General features: G+C 69.6%; 15 protein-coding genes. 5 read left to right on the forward strand and 10 right to left on the reverse strand.

Annotated elements, in window-relative coordinates; translation table 11 throughout:
- Positions 1–112: 112 nt before the first annotated feature.
- From ACIBG8_RS17905 to ACIBG8_RS17915, 3 genes are read right to left on the reverse strand one after another with little or no spacing between them, the layout of a single operon-like run.
- The gene (locus tag ACIBG8_RS17905; protein WP_397343835.1) at positions 113–526 is read right to left on the reverse strand and encodes a cytochrome c oxidase subunit 4; all 414 of its coding nucleotides are present in this window, start codon (positions 524–526) and stop codon (positions 113–115) included.
- Entirely contained in the window at positions 526–2,193 is a 1,668-nt protein-coding gene (gene ctaD, locus ACIBG8_RS17910) for a cytochrome c oxidase subunit I (protein WP_397343836.1), read from the reverse strand. The genes ACIBG8_RS17905 and ctaD overlap by 1 nt, the downstream gene beginning before the upstream one ends.
- The gene (locus ACIBG8_RS17915) at positions 2,190–2,873 is read right to left on the reverse strand and encodes a cytochrome c oxidase subunit II (protein WP_397343837.1); all 684 of its coding nucleotides are present in this window, start codon (positions 2,871–2,873) and stop codon (positions 2,190–2,192) included. Before ACIBG8_RS17915 ends, ctaD begins: the two co-directional genes overlap by 4 nt.
- A gap of 299 nt (positions 2,874–3,172) precedes the next feature.
- On the opposite strand from ACIBG8_RS17915, the gene ACIBG8_RS17920 reads away from it, so the two are divergent.
- The 3 genes from ACIBG8_RS17920 (at position 3,173) to ACIBG8_RS17930 (ending at position 5,323) form a co-directional block, all read left to right on the forward strand.
- Positions 3,173–4,306, forward strand: a complete 1,134-nt coding sequence (locus tag ACIBG8_RS17920) for a cysteine desulfurase family protein (protein WP_397343838.1) — start codon at positions 3,173–3,175, stop codon at positions 4,304–4,306.
- The gene (locus ACIBG8_RS17925) at positions 4,303–4,548 is read left to right on the forward strand and encodes a sulfurtransferase TusA family protein (protein WP_397343839.1); all 246 of its coding nucleotides are present in this window, start codon (positions 4,303–4,305) and stop codon (positions 4,546–4,548) included. The genes ACIBG8_RS17920 and ACIBG8_RS17925 overlap by 4 nt, the downstream gene beginning before the upstream one ends.
- A 343-nt stretch (positions 4,549–4,891) precedes the next feature.
- Positions 4,892–5,323 carry a CBS domain-containing protein gene (locus ACIBG8_RS17930; RefSeq protein ID WP_397343840.1) on the forward strand — a complete coding sequence of 144 codons (432 nt, stop codon included), beginning with the start codon at positions 4,892–4,894 and terminating at the stop codon, positions 5,321–5,323.
- Positions 5,324–5,351: 28 nt separating this feature from the next.
- On the opposite strand, the gene ACIBG8_RS17935 is transcribed toward ACIBG8_RS17930, so the two are convergent.
- From ACIBG8_RS17935 to ACIBG8_RS17945, 3 genes are all read right to left on the reverse strand, one after another.
- Positions 5,352–6,191 carry a hypothetical protein gene (locus ACIBG8_RS17935; protein ID WP_397343841.1) on the reverse strand — a complete coding sequence of 280 codons (840 nt, stop codon included), beginning with the start codon at positions 6,189–6,191 and terminating at the stop codon, positions 5,352–5,354.
- A gap of 64 nt (positions 6,192–6,255) precedes the next feature.
- Positions 6,256–7,242 carry a carbohydrate kinase family protein gene (locus ACIBG8_RS17940; RefSeq protein ID WP_397343842.1) on the reverse strand — a complete coding sequence of 329 codons (987 nt, stop codon included), beginning with the start codon at positions 7,240–7,242 and terminating at the stop codon, positions 6,256–6,258.
- Positions 7,243–7,640: 398 nt separating this feature from the next.
- Entirely contained in the window at positions 7,641–7,994 is a 354-nt protein-coding gene (locus ACIBG8_RS17945) for a HesB/IscA family protein (RefSeq protein ID WP_397343843.1), read from the reverse strand.
- A gap of 123 nt (positions 7,995–8,117) precedes the next feature.
- On the opposite strand from ACIBG8_RS17945, the gene ACIBG8_RS17950 reads away from it, so the two are divergent.
- Complete coding sequence (locus tag ACIBG8_RS17950; protein ID WP_397343844.1) at positions 8,118–10,775, forward strand: TIR domain-containing protein; 2,658 nt, start codon at positions 8,118–8,120, stop codon at positions 10,773–10,775.
- Here the strand turns inward: ACIBG8_RS17950 and ACIBG8_RS17955 are convergent.
- A complete protein-coding gene (locus ACIBG8_RS17955; RefSeq protein ID WP_397343845.1) occupies positions 10,761–11,408 on the reverse strand; it encodes a hypothetical protein in 648 nt (215 codons plus the stop codon). The genes ACIBG8_RS17950 and ACIBG8_RS17955 overlap by 15 nt on opposite strands.
- An 84-nt stretch (positions 11,409–11,492) precedes the next feature.
- Here ACIBG8_RS17955 and nadA point away from each other — a divergent pair, with 84 nt between their 5' ends.
- Positions 11,493–12,623 carry a quinolinate synthase NadA gene (nadA, locus tag ACIBG8_RS17960; protein WP_397343846.1) on the forward strand — a complete coding sequence of 377 codons (1,131 nt, stop codon included), beginning with the start codon at positions 11,493–11,495 and terminating at the stop codon, positions 12,621–12,623.
- On the opposite strand, the gene ACIBG8_RS17965 is transcribed toward nadA, so the two are convergent.
- The 3 genes from ACIBG8_RS17965 to lysX form a co-directional block, all read right to left on the reverse strand.
- Positions 12,624–13,346 (reverse strand): SIMPL domain-containing protein, encoded by a 723-nt coding sequence (locus tag ACIBG8_RS17965; RefSeq protein ID WP_397343847.1) that lies wholly within the window; start codon positions 13,344–13,346, stop codon positions 12,624–12,626. It lies immediately after the preceding gene.
- A 67-nt stretch (positions 13,347–13,413) separates the two neighbouring features.
- Entirely contained in the window at positions 13,414–15,474 is a 2,061-nt protein-coding gene (locus ACIBG8_RS17970) for a protein kinase (protein WP_397343848.1), read from the reverse strand.
- Positions 15,475–15,532: 58 nt separating this feature from the next.
- Complete coding sequence (gene lysX / locus ACIBG8_RS17975; protein ID WP_397343849.1) at positions 15,533–18,697, reverse strand: bifunctional lysylphosphatidylglycerol synthetase/lysine--tRNA ligase LysX; 3,165 nt, start codon at positions 18,695–18,697, stop codon at positions 15,533–15,535.
- Between the last annotated feature and the right edge of the window lie 4 nt (positions 18,698–18,701).

The following is an 18,701-nucleotide window of genomic DNA, read 5'->3' on the forward strand; positions in this document are numbered from 1 at the left end:
ATCCGCTTACCTCCACTTACTACCCTGAGTGATCGTTTCGCCACATTCGACACGCGGTAAAAAACGCCAAAAGCGGATACGGCATCTGCCGTATCCGCTTTTCGGGCGATCTCTAGTGGGAGAAGTTGCCCCGGTAGTACTGGAACACGAACCCGATCATCGCCATGATGATCATGAAAGCGCCGATGAAGAACATCCACAGGCCGATCACGAAGCCGACGAAGGCGAACGCGGCGGCCAGGCAGACGAACAGCGGCCACCAGCTGTGCGGAGAGAAGAACCCGATCTCCCCTGCGCCGTCGCTGATCTCGCCCTGCTTGTTGTCCTCCGGCTGGTTGCCGATGCGGCGCGCCGTGAACATGAGGTAGTAGCCGATCATGAACGCGAAGCCGACCGAGATCGCCATCGCGGTCGTGCCGACCGGCTCACCGTGCCCGGTCGAGGCCTTCGTCCAGAACCAGTAGGCGACGTCGACGGCCGCGAAGAACAGGCCGCACAACAGGAACAGCCAACCCTGAACCTTCATCAGGCCTCAACCTCCTGCGATGTCTTGGCGGAGACGTGCGGGTAGTGCAGGTCGAAAGCGGGGCGCTCGGACCTGATGCGCGGCAGCGAGGTGAAGTTGTGCCGCGGCGGCGGGCAGGAGGTCGCCCATTCCAGCGAGCCGCCGTAACCCCACGGGTCGTCGACGGTGACCTTGGGCGCCGACTTCGCGGTCTTCCACACGTTGTAGAAGAACGGCAGCGTCGACAGGCCGAGCACGAACGCGCCCACCGAGGAGAGCATGTTCAGGTCGGTGAAGCCGTCAGCCGCGCTGTAGTCGGCGTAGCGGCGCGGGAAGCCCAGCACGCCCAGCCAGTGCTGCACCAGGAACGTGGTGTGGAAGCCGATGAACAGCAGCCAGAAGTGCAGCTTGCCGAGCTTGTCGTTGAGCATCTTGCCGGTGAACTTGGGCCACCAGAAGTAGAAGCCCGCGAACATCGCGAAGACGACCGTGCCGAACACCACGTAGTGGAAGTGCGCCACCACGAAGTAGGAGTCGGACAGCGGGAAGTCGAGCGGCGGCGAGGCCAGGATGACGCCGGTCAGACCGCCGAGCAGGAAGGTGATGAGGAAGCCCACCGAGAAGAGCATCGGAGACTCGAAGCTCAGGTGGCCTCGCCACATCGTGCCGATCCAGTTGAAGAACTTCACACCGGTCGGCACCGCGATGAGGAACGTCATGAACGAGAAGAACGGCAGGAGCACCTGCCCCGTCGCGAACATGTGGTGCGCCCACACCGTGATCGACAGACCGGCGATCGAGATCGTCGCGCCGACGAGGCTGATGTAACCGAAGATCGGCTTGCGGCTGAAGACCGGCAGGATCTCGGTGACGATGCCGAAGAACGGCAGCGCGATGATGTAGACCTCTGGATGGCCGAAGAACCAGAACAGGTGTTGCCAGAGCATGGCCCCGCCTGTTTCCGGGCTGAAGATGTGCGTGCCGAACTTGCGGTCCGCCTCCAGCGCCAGCAGCGCGGCGGCCAGGACCGGGAAGGCCATGAGCACGAGCATGCTGGTGAGCAGGACGTTCCAGGTGAAGATCGGCATCCGGAACATCGTCATGCCAGGTGCGCGCATGCAGATGATCGTGGTGATGAAGTTGACCGAGCCGAGGATCGTGCCCAGGCCGGACAGCGCCAGGCCCATGATCCACAGGTCACCGCCGACGCTGGGCGAGCTGATCGCGCTCGACAGCGGGGTGTAGGCGAACCAGCCGAAGCTGGCCGCGCCGCTCGGGGTGAAGAAGCCGGACACCGCGATGATGCTGCCGAACAGGTAGAGCCAGTAGCTGACCATGTTCAGGCGCGGGAACGCGACGTCGGGAGCGCCGATCTGCAGCGGCATGAGCTCGTTGGCGAACCCCGCGAACAGCGGCGTCGCGAACATCAGCAGCATGATCGTGCCGTGCATCGTGAACAGCTGGTTGAACTGCTCGTTCGAGGTGATCTGCAGACCAGGCTGGGCGAGCTCGGCGCGCATGATCAGCGCCATGACGCCGCCGATCAGGAAGAACGCGAACGACGTGATGAGGTAGAGGTGCCCGATGATCTTGTGATCGGTCGAGGACATCCACTTGGCGATGATGCGACCCTTGGGGGTCGGCCGCGCCGTGACGGCGGCTCGCACTGGCTCGTTGATGGCGGTCACTGGGCACTCCCCGCCTGCGTGGCGATGTACTGGTCGAATTCAGCCTGCGAGACGAGCTTCACGTTGAAGAGCATCCGGCTGTGGTCGACGCCGCAGAGCTCGGCGCAGCGGCCCGCGTAGACCGTGCCGGGCTTCACGTCGAGCGTGTTCACCTCGAAGCGGTTGTTCTCCGGCTTCACGCCCGGGATCACGTCACGCTTGAACAGGAACGCCGGGATCCAGAACGAGTGGATCACGTCGGGCGACTCCAGGGCGAACTCCACCTTGGACTTCACCGGAAGCACGAGCTGCGGGCCCTGGGTGTAGTTGCTGACCGGCTTGCCCACCACGACGGACTTCTTGCCGTTGTACTCGGTGGTGAAGCGCCAGCTCCACTGGAAGGCCTCGACCTTCACCTTGACCTTCGCGGCCTGAGCACCGGCGCTCACGTGCGTGATCGTGTTCTGGTCACGCGCGGTGAAGAAGAAGAACACCGCCACCATCACCAGCGGAACGAGCGTGTAGAGCATCTCGATCGGCAGGTTGTAGCGCACCTGCGGCGGCAACTCGGCCGTCTTGTTGCGCTTGCGGTGGAAGATGCACGCCCAGATGATCAGGGCGATCACCAGCGCGCCAGTGGCGAGTGCGGCGATCCAGGCCCCGTTCCACAGATTTGTGACGATGTTGCTCTCTGTCGTCACGTGCTCCGGAAGCAGACCCGACGACCAGTCAGGGCTCGGAACGTCACTAGCACACGCCGTCGCGGAGGCCAGCAGCAACGCCAAAGCGGCGGCGCCGGGCACTCTGCGCCGGGCCAACGGACGCCGCGTCGTACGGCGGGTCGGACTCACGGATCGCCTACCCCACAGATGAAGCCCAGGAGTCACTCCTGGGCGCTCGTATTCATATGCACAGCTGATTGCAGACACATTAGCGCGGAAGACCTTCGCCCCCCTGCCCGACCCCTCGATGGCGCGCCGGGAGTGGGACGATACGTCATGTGGCGTACTTCGACGCGGCGTCAACCGAGCCGCTCCACCCCCAGGCGCGCGAGGCGCTGCTGGCCGCGATCGACGTCGGCTGGGCCGACCCCGCTCGCCTTTACGGCCAGGCCCGCCGGGCACACCTGCTGCTGGAGCAGGCGCGCACCGAGGTGGCCGAGGCGCTCGGCGCGCGCCCTGACGAGGTGTCGTTCACCTCGTCCGGCACGCAGGCCGTGCATCTCGGCGTAGGCGGCACCCTACACGGCAGGCGCCGGGTGGGCCGACATCTGGTCACCAGCGCGGTGGAGCACTCCAGCGTGCTGCACGCGGCGGGGGTCCACGAGCGGGACGGCGGCAGCGTGGAGACGGTCGGCGTCGGGCTGACCGGGCGCGTCGACCTCGCCGCCTTCGCGGCCGCTGTCGCTGTGGAGGGTACGGCTCTCGCCTGCCTCCAGACGGCCAACCACGAGGTCGGAACGTTGCAGCCGGTCGCCTCCGTAGCCCAGGCCTGTCAGGAGCACGGGGTGCCGCTGCTGGTCGACGCCGCGCAGACGGCCGGTCGGCTGCCGATCCCCACGGGCTGGTCGGTGCTGACCGCGAGCGCGCACAAGTGGGGTGGTCCCGCCGGGGTGGGGGTGCTGGCCGTACGGAAGGGGACGCGGTTCAGGTCGCCGCTGCCCGAGGACGAGCGGGAGCGGCGGCGCGTGCCTGGCTTCGAGAACGTGCCCTCGATCGTGGCGGCAGCGGCTGCGCTGCGCGCGATGCGGGCCGAGGCGGCGCAGGAGAACGCGCGGCTGTCGGCGCTCGTGGACCGGATCAGGGAGACGGTGCCTTCGGTGATCCCGGACGTGGAGGTGATCGGCGAGCCCGTCGATCGGGCGCCGCATATCGTGACGTTCTCCTGTCTTTACGTCGATGGCGAAGTAATGTTGACAGAACTGGACAAGCTCGGTTTTGCCGTATCGTCCGGGAGTTCTTGCACCGCTAGTACGCTTCGTCCATCGCACGTTTTGGAGGCGATGGGCGTGCTTACCCATGGGAACGTCCGGGTATCGCTGCCCAGGGGCACTCCCGCGGCGGAGGTCGACCGATTCCTCGCCGTCCTTCCCGACGTGGTGCACCGGATCCGTCAAGACGCAGGAGTCGCATGACTGCCGCAGTTCAGCCGGCACTGACGATCGACGCACTGGGAAAGAAGTGCCCGATCCCGATCATCATGCTCGCCGAGCAGATCAACTTCGTGCCGCTGAACGCGATCGTCGCGGTCCTCGCCGACGACCCGGCGGCGTTCACCGACGTGCCCGCGTGGTGCAGGCTCAAGTCCCACCCGCACGTGGGCACCTACGAGCTCCCCCAGGGCGGCTGGTCCATCCACGTCCGCCGCAACTACTGACCCCGCGAGGGGCGCTGCGCCCCATCCCCCATGAGGAGTCCCGTCCTTCTTGGGGTGTCGCTCTCTCGGTGGTTGCGGTCTTTTTGGGGGTTGGGTCTTCTTGGGGTTGAGGTCCTTCTTGGGGTTGCGGCCTTCTTGGGGGTACGGCAGGGCCGTGGGATGCCCACTCGCCGTCCGTGGCCGGGCTCTGTCCAGGGTGACGGTCATCGGGCGCGCGGCCGGGTCGCCGCGACGCCGCCCGTGACGCCCCGTGAAGGTATTGACCTGTATGGCGTGAGGTGTCGTGACCTGCGTGATGTGGGTAGGACCACCCCGAATGTCATCACATTTCGGGGGGAATCCGATGACCGCTGGACATCCGCACGAGACCGCTCGCGACCTCATGAGCCCGGGAGCCGAGTGCATCGCCGCGCACGAGACGCTCGACAGGGCCGCGCAGATGATGCGCGACCGCGGCGTGGGCGCGCTGCCGATCTGCGGTGACGACGACCGCCTCAAGGGCATCATCACCGACCGCGACATCGTCACCAAGTGCATCGCCGCGGGCCACGACCCGGCCAAGGTGACGGCGGGCGACCTGGCGACCGGCCTGGTGTGGGTGGCCGCCGACGCCACGGTCGAGGAGGCGCTGTCGCGCATGGAGGAGAACCAGATCAGGCGCCTGCCGGTGATCGAGGACCACCGGATCATCGGCATGATCAGCGAGGCGGACCTGGCCAAGCACCTGCCCGACGACCAGCTCGCCTCGTTCGTCCACCGCATCTACGCTTCCTGAACCTCCACCGCGTCTCGCGTCCTGAACCTCACCGCCAACCGGGCGGCGGGCCGTACCCGCCACCCGGTTGGGGCCCCACGTCCGGGTACGGCCTGCCGTACTCGGGCCGTTCTGGTGGGAAACCGAGGGGAGGCTGCGCGCTGAGGGCGGCCACAGCGGCGCCCGGATCGATCGCCGCCGCCTTCCTGCGCGCGGCGCCCAGATGGAAGCTGATCCGCTCGCGCAACATCCGCGCCCGATACAGCCGCTGCTGGTAGTCGGCATGGTCGGGGTGGACGAGGATCTGCCGGCGATGCGCGGCGGCGGTGGCCAGCACGCTCCTGTTCACCTGCGGCAACGCCAGTACGGCAGAGCTGAACAGGCTCGACTCGAGCACCTTCGGCCTGCCGCCCTTCCTCAGGTAGACCACCTGGGTGGGCACGTGCACGGACAGGGCCTGCTCGCCCAGGTCGCCCAGCGCGGTCAGGCAGAGCGACAGCAGCAGGTCAGTGCTCTTGCTCGCCAGCCAGTCGAGGGCGAGTTTCTTGCCGGGGACGGGCGGCAGAAGCCCGCCGATCCGGTCGGCCGCCGTGTCCACGGCCGCGGTCGTGATCGCGTCCAGCAGCGGGACGGTGCGCACCTGCACCACCTGGACCCACTGCACCCGGTGGCTGTCGAAGGTGACGAAGTGCGGGGCGAACTCCAGCCCGCCGAACCTGTCCAGGTGGCGGGTGAGGTAGAGCGGAGCGTGCAGGTAGGGGCGCAGGAAGTAGGAGATCGAGACGCCCCACGGAGCGGCGACGGGCTCTTCCGGCCAGCGCATGCGCTCCTGCGCCAACCGCAGGAGGTCGCCACCTGTGGCCGCCGCCGCGTTGAAGTCCCAGGCCATACGTGAGGATAGGACGGGGGTGGCGGCGGGCCACAGGTCTGTTACGGACAGTGGCAGGAAGAGGTCACGCGTAGTGGCACTTGACGTGGGCGGCGACGTCGGCGGCCGCGTCCGGGCCGTAGGCGGCCGCGAAGCGCTCCAGGAAGACCTTCTGCCCCAGCTCGTACTCCTGGCCGCCCACCCGCTCCAGCACGTGCGTGGCCGTCAGGTTGCCGATCTGCCCGCACCGCTCCAGCGGCAGCCCCCACGCCAGCCCCGCCAGGAACCCGGAACGGAACGCGTCACCCACGCCCGTCGGGTCGGCCTTGCCCAGCTCGGGAGCGGGCACCACGTGGATGGACGGCTCGCCCTTGCGGTCGATGCGCGCGCCCTTCGGCCCGAGCGTGGTGATGCGGACGCCGACCCTGTCCAGGATCTCCTCGTCCGACCAGCCGGTCTTCTGCTCGATGAGCCCCTTCTCGTAGTCGTTGGAGAAGAGGTAGGCGGCGCCGTCGACGAGCTGGCGGATCTGCTCGTCGGCCATGCGGGCCAGCTGCTGCGAGATGTCGGCGGCGAACGGGATGCCGCGCTGGCGGCACTCGTCGGTGTGGCGGAGCATCGCGTCGGGGTCGTTGGGGCTGATCAGCACCAGGTCGAGGCCACCGATGCGGTCCACGATGGGCTGCAGCTCGATGTTGCGTGCCTCGGCCATCGCGCCGGTGTAGAACGAGGCGATCTGGTTGTGGTGCTCGTCCGTGGTGCACAGGAATCTGGCGGTGTGGTGAGCCTCGGAGATGTGCACCGAGTCGCAGTCGACGCCGTGGCGCTCGAGCCAGGAGCGGTAGTCGGCGAAGTCGGACCCCACCGCGCCGACGAGGACCGGGCTGAGGCCGAGGCAGCCCATGCCGAACGCGATGTTCGCCGCGCAACCTCCCCGCCTGATCTGCAGGTCGTCGACCAGGAACGAGAGCGAGACCCGGTCGAGCTGCTCGGCGATGAGCTGGTCGCCGAAGCTGCCGGGGAAGGTCATCAGATGGTCTGTCGCGATGGAGCCGGTGACGGCGATGCGCACGGGATTCTTCTTCCTCGTTGTCAGCAAGCCAATGAGCCACACGAGAATACGCGACACCGCAACAACCTTCATCTTGCCCGGTTGGAGGCGCAGTTCTCTCGTACGGCGAAGCCCGCTCGCAAGCCCCCGGGCCCCTGAGCTCCGGTATCCCAGAAGACCCTGAAGAGAAGATCCTAAAGAAGGGATCCGTCACGGAGGGCTCGCAGCCTGCGGAGGTCAACCACTCAGAGGGCGAGGCCACTGCAAGAGAAGGGTTGAGGTCCCAAAGCAGTTGAGGTCCTCAGGGGGTTGAGGTCCTCAGGGGGTTGAGGTCCCTCGGGGAAGCACCCCCGGGAGGGGTCTGGGCGTGCGAAAGTCCCGCGCGCCGGTGTGGCGGGCGGGACCTCCAGAGGTGACGCCTAGTTGAACGAGTCGCCGCAGGCGCAAGAGCCAGTGGCGTTGGGGTTGTCGATGGTGAAGCCCTGCTTCTCGATCGTGTCGACGAAGTCGATCGTCGCGCCGATGAGGTACGGAGCGCTCATCCGGTCAGTGACAACACCCACCCCGTCGAAGTCCGACACGACGTCCCCGTCCATCGAACGGTCGTCGAAGAAGAGCTGGTAGCGCAGCCCGGAACAGCCGCCAGGCTGCACGGCAACGCGAAGCTGCAGACCCTCTTCGCCCTGCTGCTCCAGCAGGCTCTTGACCTTGGCTGCGGCCGCGTCGCTAAGAAGAAGGCCCTGCGCCGTGGTCTCGCTGCTCTCAACCGTCATGTGCTGACTCCCGCGTCTGGATCAGCCGCACTGTCACGGCTGTCTGTTTCTGACGTCCTACCTAGACGGTAGCAACACCTTGGCCATGCCACACATTCCCGGCCCCTCCTATACAACTGGATCATGGAGAACTCCCCCAGGAGGTTCGACGCCTTCATCTCCTACTCGCAGGCGGCCGACGGCGCGTTCGCCCCGGCGCTGGAGCAGGCGCTGGAGATGCTCGCCAAGCCCTGGAACAGGCGCAGGGCGCTGGAGGTCTTCCGCGACTCCACGGGCCTGTCGCTGACCCCGCACCTGTGGCCGGACATCAGGCGGGCGCTGGACGACTCCGGCTGGCTGGTCGTCCTGGCCTCGCCGCAGAGCGCGGCCTCGCGCTGGGTGGGCGACGAGATCAGGCACTGGCTCGACACGAAGGGCCCGGACAGGATCCTGATCGTCCTGACCGGCGGCACCTGTGCGTGGGACGGCGAGGCCGGGGCGTTCCACGGCGACTCGACGGCGATCCATCCCGCGCTGGTGAAGGCGTTCGAGCAGGAGCCGCTCTACATCGACATGAGCTGGGCGAAGGAGGCGCAGTCCCTGGAGGGCCCGCGGTTCAGGCGGGCGGTGGCGCAGATCGCCTCGCCGATGCACGGCGTGCCGCCGGAGGATCTGGAGAGCGAGGCCGTCCACCAGGAGCGCAGGGTCAGGCGGCTGGCCAGGAGCGCGATCGCGGCGCTGGCGACCCTGACGACGGCGGCCACGCTCTTCGCGGTGCTGTTCGCGAGCGAGGCGGGCACGGTGAGCAGGCAGCGTGACGCGGCGGTGGCCCGCGCGCTGGTGGCGGACGGGGAGCGGCTGGGCGAGAACGATCCTGAGCTGGCCAGGCGGCTGGCGCTGACGGCGTGGCGGCTGTCGCCGACGGCCGAGTCGCGGGCCAACCTGCTGTCCGCGCTGTCCCGCCCCGGCCTGGCCGTACTCCAGGGGAAGCGGGGGCGGGTGGCGTTCGACGCCGCGGGGACGACGCTGGCGACGGGCGGGCGGCTGTGGGACGTGGGCACGCGTCGGCCGGTCGCGGAGCTGGCGACCGAGGGGAGCGTGGTGTTCGGGGGCGTGACGCTCGCCACGGTGGAGGAGGACGGGACGGTCGGCGTCTGGGACGCGAGGACCAGGACCAGGACGAAGACCGTGAACGGCACCGAGGTCGCCTTTCACGCGACCCGGCTGGCCGTACTCGACCAGGACCGGGTCCGGCTGGGGAAGGTGAGCGTGGAGCACGAGCTCTGCACCGCCCTGGCCTTCTCCCCCGACGGCAGGTGGCTGATCACCGCGAGCGAGGACAGGCTCGTCGTCTGGGACGCGAAGACCGGCAAGAAGATCAGGACTATGCGCGACGTCGCCCGCCAGGGCCTGGTGAGCCTGGCCGTCAGCCCGGACGGCCGGACGGTGGCCACAGGCGCGGTGACGGTCCACAGCGGCCCGGACGACCGCCGCGTCAGGCTGTGGGACGTCAGGAGGGGCGAGTGGCTCGGCGACCTGGACGGGCACACCGACGAGGTCACCTCGCTGGCGTTCAGCCGCGACGGGCGGCTGCTGGCCTCGGCCAGCGCGGACGAGTCCGTGCGGGTGTGGGACATGGCCACCTGGCGCCCGGCCACGCCGCCGCTGACCGGGCACACGGACGCGGTGACGTCGGTGGCGTTCGGCGCGGGCGGGCTGCTGGCCTCGGCGCAGGAGTCCGGCGAGGTGCGGCTGTGGGAGATCCCGTCCGGCCAGACGCTGAAGCCGGGGCACGAGGGGAAGGTCGACGCGGTCGCCTTCGGCCCTGACGGGACGCTGGCCACGGGCAGCGGCGGGTTCGGCCCGCAGATCACCGGGCTGCCGCGCGGCGACAGGGACGACAAGGTCAGGCTCTGGCGCGGCGGACGGCCGGCCGGGGTGATCGCGCTCGGCGGCGGCGAGAGCGTCGACGCCCTGGCGTTCACCCGGCAGGGCGGGCTGGTCGTCGGCGCGGACAGCGGGCAGGTGTCGGCGTGGGACCCGGTCACCCGCCTGAGGATCGGCCCCGCGATCAGGGCGCGGGCACCGGTGACGGCTGTGGCGGTGGGCAAGAACCTGATCGCCACCTCGTCGTCCGGTTCGCGCCTGAGCTTGTGGGACGCCAGGACGGGCGCGCCCGTCACCAGCAAGCTGGCGGTAAACGCGGAGAACCCGCTGGCGTCGTCGCTGGCGTTCAGCCCGGCCGACGGCAATGTGCTGGCCGTCGCGGACAGCGGCAACCAGGCCAGGCTGTGGGACACCGCGCGCGGCACGCTGCTCGCGACCCTGGCCGGGCACGCGGGCCAGGTGAACACGGTCGCCTTCAGCCCGGACGGCGCGACCGTCGCCACGGGCAGCGCGGACAACACCGTGCGGCTGTGGGACTCGGCGACGGGCGCGCAGCGGGCCGGGCGGATCGGCGCGGGCGCCGACGTGCAAGCGCTCGCCTTCAACCCGGTCAACGGCCTGCTGGCGGTCGGCGACGCCGACGGCGACGTGCGGCTGTGGGACGTGGAGGCGCGCAGGCCGGTCGGCGAGGCGTTCCCCGCGCACTGGTACGGGGTGACCACGCTGGCCTTCAGCCGCGACGGCAGGACGCTGGCCTCGGGCGGCGTGGACTTCCAGGTGCGGACGTGGGACGTGTCGGCGATGCTCGACCCTGTCGCCTCGATCTGCCACCGCGCGCCGCGCCCGCTCAACGCGGCGCAGTGGGCGGCCTACCTGCCGGACGTGGAGCAGGAGGCCCGGTTACAGGCGTGCTGAGACGATCGTCTCCGGCTCGCGCACCCCGGCCAGCCTGGCGAACCCCATGGCATAGCCGTACAGATCAGCTTGTACGGCACGCAGTTCCGCACGGCAGGCCAGCGCGTCCGGCCAGGCGGACTCCGCCGTGCGCGGGTTGGCCCGCTCGAACTCGCTCAGCCTCGGGTGCCACGTGGAAAGGAACGGCCGCAGGACCTTGTTGAGCATCGTGATCGCCAGGTGCTCCACGGTCTGCCCGCCGGGCACCGGCGCGGACGGCCTGGTCGACTTGAGCGTGTCGCGGGTGGTGACGAAGAGCCCGTGCAGCGAGCCGAGCGCCTCGCGCACGAGGCCGTCGTCGTCGTCGAGCGGCTGGGTGGACACCCGGGTGACGGTCTCGACGAACAGCCGCCAGGCCACCTGCCTGCTCTCGTCGTTGACGACGAAGGTGAGCTCGCTGAGCTGCGGCACGCTCACCCTGACCTCGGTGAGCCTGGCCGAGCGCTGGTAGAAGCCGAGCCCTCCGGCGGCGGCGAGCCCGGCCAGGACGCCGGTGGCGACGAAGACGGCCCGCCCGCCGAGCGAGGCGAGTTCGAAGACGGCCAGCCCGGCCACCCCGCCGATGACGGCTGCGGCGGCAAGCTTGATCCACATGGACGATCACCCTACCCCCGGATAAATCCCTCCAAAAGATGTGCCAGAATAGGTATCGTCACTTAGACGATAAGGGGTCCGGTCATGACACTCCCACTGTTCGTCCTGGGCACGAGCGCCGATCCGCACAGCGAGAAGGGCGTCGACTGTCCCGGCGAGCTGCCGTCGGCTTCCGACCCGCTGCTGGTCGAGCGGGCCCGCAAGGCGAAGGAGGCGCTCGGCGAGCGGCTCTTCATCCTGGGACACCACTACCAGCGCGACGAGGTCATCCAGTTCGCCGACGTGACCGGCGACTCGTTCAAGCTGGCCCAGCAGGCGGCCGCGCGGCCCGAGGCGGAGTTCATCGTCTTCTGCGGCGTGCACTTCATGGCCGAGTCCGCCGACATCCTGACCACGGCCGACCAGCGGGTGATCCTGCCCGACCTGGCAGCCGGTTGCTCGATGGCCGACATGGCCACCTTCGACCAGGTGGAGGAGGCGTGGGAGGCCCTGGAGGACGCCGGGATCGCCGACGACGTCATCCCCGTCACCTACATGAACTCCAGCGCCGACATCAAGGCCTTCTGCGGACGGCACGGCGGCGTGGTCTGCACCTCCTCCAACGCCAAGCGCGCCCTCGACTGGGCGTTCGAGCGCGGCAAGAAGGTGCTGTTCCTGCCCGACCAGCACCTGGGGCGCAACACCGCGGTGCTGGAGATGGGCATGTCGCTGGACGACTGCGTCCTCTACAACCCGCACCGGCCGCCCAAGGCCGACGACCTGCGGGACGCCAGGATGATCCTCTGGCGCGGGCACTGCTCGGTGCACGGCCGCTTCACCGCCGAGTCGGTGGACGACGTGCGCGAGCGCATCCCGGGCGTGAACGTGCTGGTGCACCCGGAGTGCAGGCACGAGGTCGTGCTCAAGGCCGACTACGTGGGCTCGACCGAGTACATCATCAAGAAGCTGGAGGCGGCGCCCGCCGGGTCGAGCTGGGCCATCGGCACCGAGCTCAACCTGGTCAAGCGGCTGGGGCAGATGTTCCCCGACAAGAACGTCTCGTTCCTCGACAAGACCGTCTGCTACTGCTCCACGATGAACCGGATCGACCTGCCCCACCTGGTGTGGGCGCTGGAGTCGCTCGTGCTGGGCGAGGTCCCCAACCAGATCACGGTCGACCCGGACACCGCGCACTGGGCCAAGGTCGCGCTCGACCGGATGCTGGCCCTTCCGTAACTAGTCGGCGAAGGCGTAGACGACCTTCACGCTGACGCCGACGGTCTGCTGCCCCGGGGTGATGGAGGCCGCTTTGTCCTCCATCGCGCCCGCGGCGAACATCAGCGGCTGCGGGCCGCCGCCCTGCACGTCCTCGGCGACGGAGACGACCTGGCCGAGCGGGCGGCCCGCCAGCTCGGCGTAGTGCTTGGCCTTGGCCGCCGCCTGCTTGAACGCCCTGGCCCTGGCCGCCTTCAGCGCCTTGGCCGGGTCGGACAGCTCGAAGGAGATGCCGTTGAGCCTGGCCTCCTCACCGATGCTCGCGACCGAGTCGATCACCTTGTCGGCGTTCGTCAGGTCGCGCACGACCGCCTCGACCCCCTGGGCGGCGCGGTAACCGGCCACCTTCGGGTAGGTCTCGTACTCCGGGCCCAGCGACACCTCGTTCGTGCGCAGGTCCTTCTCCTCGACCCCGGCCTCGACCAGGGCGTCGCGCAGCTTGGCCGCGGCCACCCTGGCGCCCTTGAACGCCTTGGCCGCGGTCTCCTCGCGCACCTCGACTCCCGCCGTGATCCGCATGACGTCGGGGGCGGCCGAGATGGCGCCCTCGCCGACGACCGTGATCTGCTCGTGCGTGTGGTCCATCGTCACCCTCGCAGAGTCCGCCGATGCGGCCCCGCCGAACATCCCGATGCCCGCGAAGGCCGCGGCGGCAACCGCTATGGCATGAGTCAACTTGATCATAAGCGCCATGTCACCATCGGCAGGCGTTTCCGCCCGGAACCGACGCGGTGACTTGACCGATTGATTCCTAGGGGGACGTCCTGGTGTAACGGACGCCCATCTTGTCGAAGTCGGCCGCCTTGGGCGCGGTGGCCAGCACCCGCTTCACCTCGCCGTTCATGTCGACGACGACCGCCTCGTAGCCCGCGCCCTTGGTGCGCCACCCGGCGATGTGCTCGTCGTCCCACCAGCCGATGAGCCTGGTGCTGATGAACGGGATGCTCACCTCCTGGCCGGACTCGCCCGTGGTCGACTTCGCGCAGACGCTGTTGCCCGCGGCGGCGCAGTGGGTCAGGAACCGCTCGCCCGACGGGGAGACGTCGTCGCTCTCCACCCACACGGGCGAGCCGCCGCTGGACAGGGTGCGCAGCAGGGAGCCCTTGAGGTCGTAGAAGCGCATCTTGCCGCCCACCCAGGTGCCTACCGAGCGGCTGTCGCCGTTCCAGAAGAAGCGCCACTCCCCCGCGCCCTTGTCCTTGACCTCGAAGGCCTGGCCGGTGTGGCTGGCGACGTCGATGATGGCGTAGCCGTACGGCTCGCTCTTGTTGTTCCTGGCCCGGTAGAGCGTGACGAGGCCGTGCTCGCCGTCGGGCGACCAGCGCGGGGTGGTGGGGTAGATGGGCGCGGCGGTGAGCTTGACGCTGGTCTTCTCGCCGGTGCGGTGGTTGATGATCGACACCTGGGCGTAGTAGTCGCTGGTGTAGTCGACGTCGGTGCCCAGCGCGAAGGTTCCCGCGCGGTTGAGCGTGTACTCGAAGTAGGCCTTGCTGGTGGTGAACCTGGTGGAGTCCTGCTGCCTGATGTAGACGCTCTTGCCGTACTCCAGGCTGTAGGAGGTCAGCTTGACGGGGTCGTCGTCGCTCTCCTCGATCACGACGGAGGTGCCCGGCAGGGTGACCGTCCTGGTCGCCACCGGCACGTCGGCCGAGGGGGTCGGGGTGGGCGCCCGCGTGGTGGTCGGCGGTGGCGTGGGCGTCGGTGAGGTGGTGGCGAGGTTGAGCGTGGACAGCTTCACGGCGGCGAACACGCCGCCGACCAGTAACACCACGACGGCCACGGCCGCCGCCGCGACGATCCACCCGACCCGGCTGCCCTTCTGCACCGGCCGCGTCGGAGGGAGCGGCGGTGGCTGCTGCTGCTGCTGGTGCTGGTAGTAGGGGTACGGCTGAGGCTGGGGCTGGTATTGAGGCTGGTACGGCGGGGGCGCTGCGACAGCCGTTCCCTGGGCCAGCAGGGATGGCGGCGCGGCATTCGGGACGGACTGAGGGGCGGGGGCGCCGGCGTGCCCCAGGAGGCGCAGCAGCGCATCCCCGGCGCTGGGCCTGCGCATCGGATCCTTGGCCAGGCAGTCGGCCACCAGCGAGCGCAGGGCGGGGTCGGTGACCGAACCGACGTCCGGCTCGGCGTTCATGATGCGGTTGAATACCGCGGCCAGGCTGTCGGTGCCGAACGGGGCCTGCCCTGAGGCGGCGTAGAGCAGCGTGCACGCCCAGGCGAACATGTCGGACTCCGGACCGGGGCTCGACTCCGTGAGCTGCTCGGGCGCCATGAACGACGGCGTGCCGATCGCGGCGGCGGTCAGCGACGAGGTCAGGTCGAGCGCCCTGGCGATGCCGAAGTCGATCACCCGCGGCCCGTCGGAGGCGAGCAGCACGTTGGACGGCTTGAAGTCGCGGTGCACGATGCCCGCCTGGTGGATGGCGACCAGCGCGGTGATCGTCCCGATGGCCAGGCGGTGCAGCGAGGCGCCGGAGCGCGGGCCCTGCTGCTGGACGACCTCGGTGAGCGTGGGCCCCTCGATGTACTCGCTGACGATGTAGGGGCGGTTGCCGAACAGTCCGGTCTCGACGACCTGGGCGGTGCAGAACGGCGCCACCCGCCGCGCGACGGCCACCTCGCGGACGAAACGTTCCGAAGCCTCCCTGTCCCCCGCCAGGTCGGCGCGCAGCAGCTTCACCGCGACCTTGGCGCCGTTCTTGTCCGTGGCGAGGTAGACGGTCCCCTGCCCGCCCTCACCGATGCGCCCGCTCAGGGAGTAGTCCCCGACCGCGGCGGGATCCCCTGGCCGCAGGGCCATGAGGTCCGGCATTTGCTACCCCCACAAATGGCTTCTTTTCCGCCATTCTGGTGGGTCCGAGCGCGCTGCGTCACCTCTTCTGCGGACGTACCAGCGGGAACGGCAGCGTCTGGCGGATGGAAGCCCCGGTCAGGAGCATGACGAGCCGGTCCACGCCCAGCCCGAGCCCGCCGGTGGGCGGCATCGCGTACTCGAGCGCGCCGAGGAAGTCCTCGTCCAGCTCCATCGCCTCGGGGTCGCCGCCGGCCGCCAGCAGCGACTGCTCGGTCAGCCTGCGCCGCTGCTCGATCGGGTCGACCAGCTCGGAGTAGGCGGTGCCGAGCTCGGAGCCGAAGGCCACCAGGTCCCAGCGCTCGGCCAGCCTGGCGTCCAGGCGGTGCGGCCTGGTCAGCGGCGACACCTCGGCGGGGAAGTCGATGTAGAAGGTCGGCGCGGTCGTGCGCGCCTCGACCAGGTGCTCGTAGAGCTCCAGCACGAGCTGCCCGCGCCCCCATTTCGCGTGGTACGGCACGCCGAGCCGGTCGCACAACCTGCGCAGCACGTTCGCGCTGGAGTCGACGGTGACCTCCTCGCCTGCCGCCGCCGAGATCGCGTCGTTGACCGAGACCACAGGCCACTGTCCCGAAATATCAACACCTTGCACGACGTGCCCGCCCGTGGCGGCCAGCGCCGCCTCCTGGACCAGCTCCCTGGCCAGGTCGAGCATCACCCGGTAGTCGGCGTAGGCCTGGTAGGCCTCCAGCATCGTGAACTCGGGGTTGTGCTTGTGCGAGACGCCCTCGTTGCGGAACGTCCTGCCCAGCTCGAACACGCGCTCCACCCCGCCGACGCACAGCCGCTTGAGATACAGCTCGGGCGCGATGCGCAGGTAGAGCTTCAGGTCGTAGGCGTTGATGTGGGTGGTGAACGGCCTGGCGTTGGCGCCGCCGTGCACGGGCTGCAGGATCGGCGTCTCCACCTCCAGGAAGCCGCGCCCGACCAGCCCGTCGCGCAGCGCGTGCACGGCCGCGCCCCTGGTACGCAGCATCCGGCGCGCGGCCGGGTCGGCGATCAGGTCGAGGTGCCTCTGCCGGACGCGCGTCTCCCCGCTGACCTTTCCCGGCAGCGGGTGCAGGGACTTGGCCGTCATCGTCCACGCCTCCACCAGTACCGACGGCTCGCCCTTGTCCGACAGCGCCACCTCGCCGCGCGCGCCGACCAGGTCGCCCAGGTCGACGACGCGCCGCCAGCGCGTCATCGCCTCCGGGCGGGTCAGCATCAGCTGCCGCTCCCCCGCCCAGTCCCTCAGCGTGACGAAGATCACCCCGCCGTGGTCGCGCACCCGCATGACCCGTCCCGCCACCACCACCTGCTCGCCGACCGTGTCCGCCTCCGCCGTCGTGTGCGTGCGCTCGAAGACCGGCGGGTACGGTTCCGGCACCAGAAGCAGCTTGGCGGCACGGACCCCGGCCTGCTGCTTCACCTTCACCGGCGGCTCAGGCGCCTCCGCCGTGACGGGCAGGGGCTCCTGGGGACGGCTCTCGCCGCGCCGCAGCAGCGTCGGCAGGCTCGGCCCGGCCAGGAAGCCCTCGGCGATCGCCGAGGCCAGCCCCACCTTGGGCAGGTCGCGCGTGTCGGCATAGGCCAGGAAGCGCGGCACCCACTCGGGCCGGTACTTCACGTTCGACCGGTAGAGCGACTCGAGCTGCCACCACCGGGAGAAGAACAGCAGCATCCCGCGCCAGGCGCGCAGCACGGGGCCCGCGCCGATGCGCGCACCCTCCTCGAACGCGGAGCGGAACACCGCGAAGTTGAGCGAGACGCGCTCGACGCCCAGCTCGGGCGCCTTCTTGACGAGCCCGGCGACCATGAACTCCATCAGCCCGTTGTCCGCCTCGCGGTCGCGGCGCATCAGGTCGAGCGACAGTCCGCGCTCGCCCCACGGCACGAACGACAGGATCGCCGCCTCGTCTCCGTCCGCCGTCAGCGCCTCGACCAGCACGCACCTGCCGTCCGCCGGGTCACCCAGGCGGCCGAGCGCCATGGAGAAGCCGCGCTCGGTCTCGGTGTCGCGCCAGGCGTCCGCCCTGGCGATGACGGTGCGCATCTCGTCCTGGGACAGCTCGGCGTGCCTGCGCACGCGCAGCGTGTACCCGGCGCGCTCGGCCCGGTTGACGGCCTGCCGTACGCCGCGCATGTCCCTGCCCTGCAGGGTGAAGTCGGACACGTGCAGGACGGCCTCGTCGCCCAGCTGCAGGACCTTCAGTCCCGCGCGGTCGTAGGCCTTCGCGCCCTCCTCGCCCGCGCCGATGGCCGCGGCGGTCCAGCCGTAGGCCGTGGCCTGGTCCATCCACTTCCTGATCGCCGGTTCCCACGCCTCCGGGTCGCCGATCGGGTCGCCGCCCGCGAGGCTCACCCCGGCGACGACGCGGTAGGAGATCGCGCTCTTGCCGCTGGGCGAGAAGATCGCGGCGCGGTCGCGGCGGGTGGCGAAGTAGCCGAGCGAGTCGCGCTCGCCCTCCCCTGCCAGGAGCTCGCGCAGCCTGACCTCGTCGCCGGGCAGCAGCTCGGCGATGGCCCGCTGGGAGCGGAACAGCACGGCGAAGGCCAGCAGCAGGGCGATCGCGCTCATCAGGCCGATGAGGAAGGCGATCCAGGCGTGGCCGTGCCCCTGGCGCGTGAGGTCGAGGTCGAGCGCGCCGCCGAGCGTCCGCTCCAGGGTCCAGAGCACGCGTTCGGACGGCTTCAGCGTGGCGGGGAAGACCTCGACGAGCGCGAGGCCGACGCAGAACGAGACGCCGAGCCCGGCCAGCAGGGTCAGCAGCGCCTTGCGGAACGCGGCGCGCTGCACCTTGGCGTAGAACTCCTTCCTGGCCAGGACCAGCACGACCAGCAGGGCGAGGGTGACGACCGCGTTGGCGGCGTTCCTGCCCAGTGACTCGCCCTCGGCCAGGCTCGGGTCGTACCAGACCAGCAGGAAGAACAGGGCGAGCGCGACAAGGCTGAGGATGAGGAAGGCGACGAACAGCCGGTGGGCGGCGCGCTTGCGCCGGGCGATCGCACCGGCGAGCAGCGCCAGGAACACGGCGTAGGCGAGGTTGGGCTCGACGGGGAAGACGACGTCGCCGAACCAGGAGGTGACCGGGGCGAGCAGCCTGCGCAGCGGCCTGAACAGCGCGATCGCGGCGGAGTAGGCGGCGAGGACCGCCAGCGCACCCGCCAGGGCACGCGGCACCCACCCCCAACGCGCCGTCATTGTT

Source organism: Nonomuraea sp. NPDC050556 (genome assembly GCF_044457355.1).
Classification (GTDB): domain Bacteria; phylum Actinomycetota; class Actinomycetes; order Streptosporangiales; family Streptosporangiaceae; genus Nonomuraea.

Coding starts and splice junctions, on each gene's coding strand:
- ACIBG8_RS17945 (WP_397343843.1), bottom strand. CDS start 7,994: ATGACGGTTGAGAGCAGCGAGACCACGGCGCAGGGCCTTCTTCTTAGC.
- ACIBG8_RS17935 (WP_397343841.1), bottom strand. CDS start 6,191: ATGGCCTGGGACTTCAACGCGGCGGCGGCCACAGGTGGCGACCTCCTG.
- nadA (WP_397343846.1), top strand. CDS start 11,493: ATGACACTCCCACTGTTCGTCCTGGGCACGAGCGCCGATCCGCACAGC.
- ACIBG8_RS17905 (WP_397343835.1), bottom strand. CDS start 526: ATGAAGGTTCAGGGTTGGCTGTTCCTGTTGTGCGGCCTGTTCTTCGCG.
- ACIBG8_RS17925 (WP_397343839.1), top strand. CDS start 4,303: ATGACTGCCGCAGTTCAGCCGGCACTGACGATCGACGCACTGGGAAAG.
- ACIBG8_RS17955 (WP_397343845.1), bottom strand. CDS start 11,408: ATGTGGATCAAGCTTGCCGCCGCAGCCGTCATCGGCGGGGTGGCCGGG.
- ACIBG8_RS17965 (WP_397343847.1), bottom strand. CDS start 13,346: ATGATCAAGTTGACTCATGCCATAGCGGTTGCCGCCGCGGCCTTCGCG.
- ACIBG8_RS17930 (WP_397343840.1), top strand. CDS start 4,892: ATGACCGCTGGACATCCGCACGAGACCGCTCGCGACCTCATGAGCCCG.
- ACIBG8_RS17970 (WP_397343848.1), bottom strand. CDS start 15,474: ATGCCGGACCTCATGGCCCTGCGGCCAGGGGATCCCGCCGCGGTCGGG.
- lysX (WP_397343849.1), bottom strand. CDS start 18,697: ATGACGGCGCGTTGGGGGTGGGTGCCGCGTGCCCTGGCGGGTGCGCTG.
- ACIBG8_RS17950 (WP_397343844.1), top strand. CDS start 8,118: ATGGAGAACTCCCCCAGGAGGTTCGACGCCTTCATCTCCTACTCGCAG.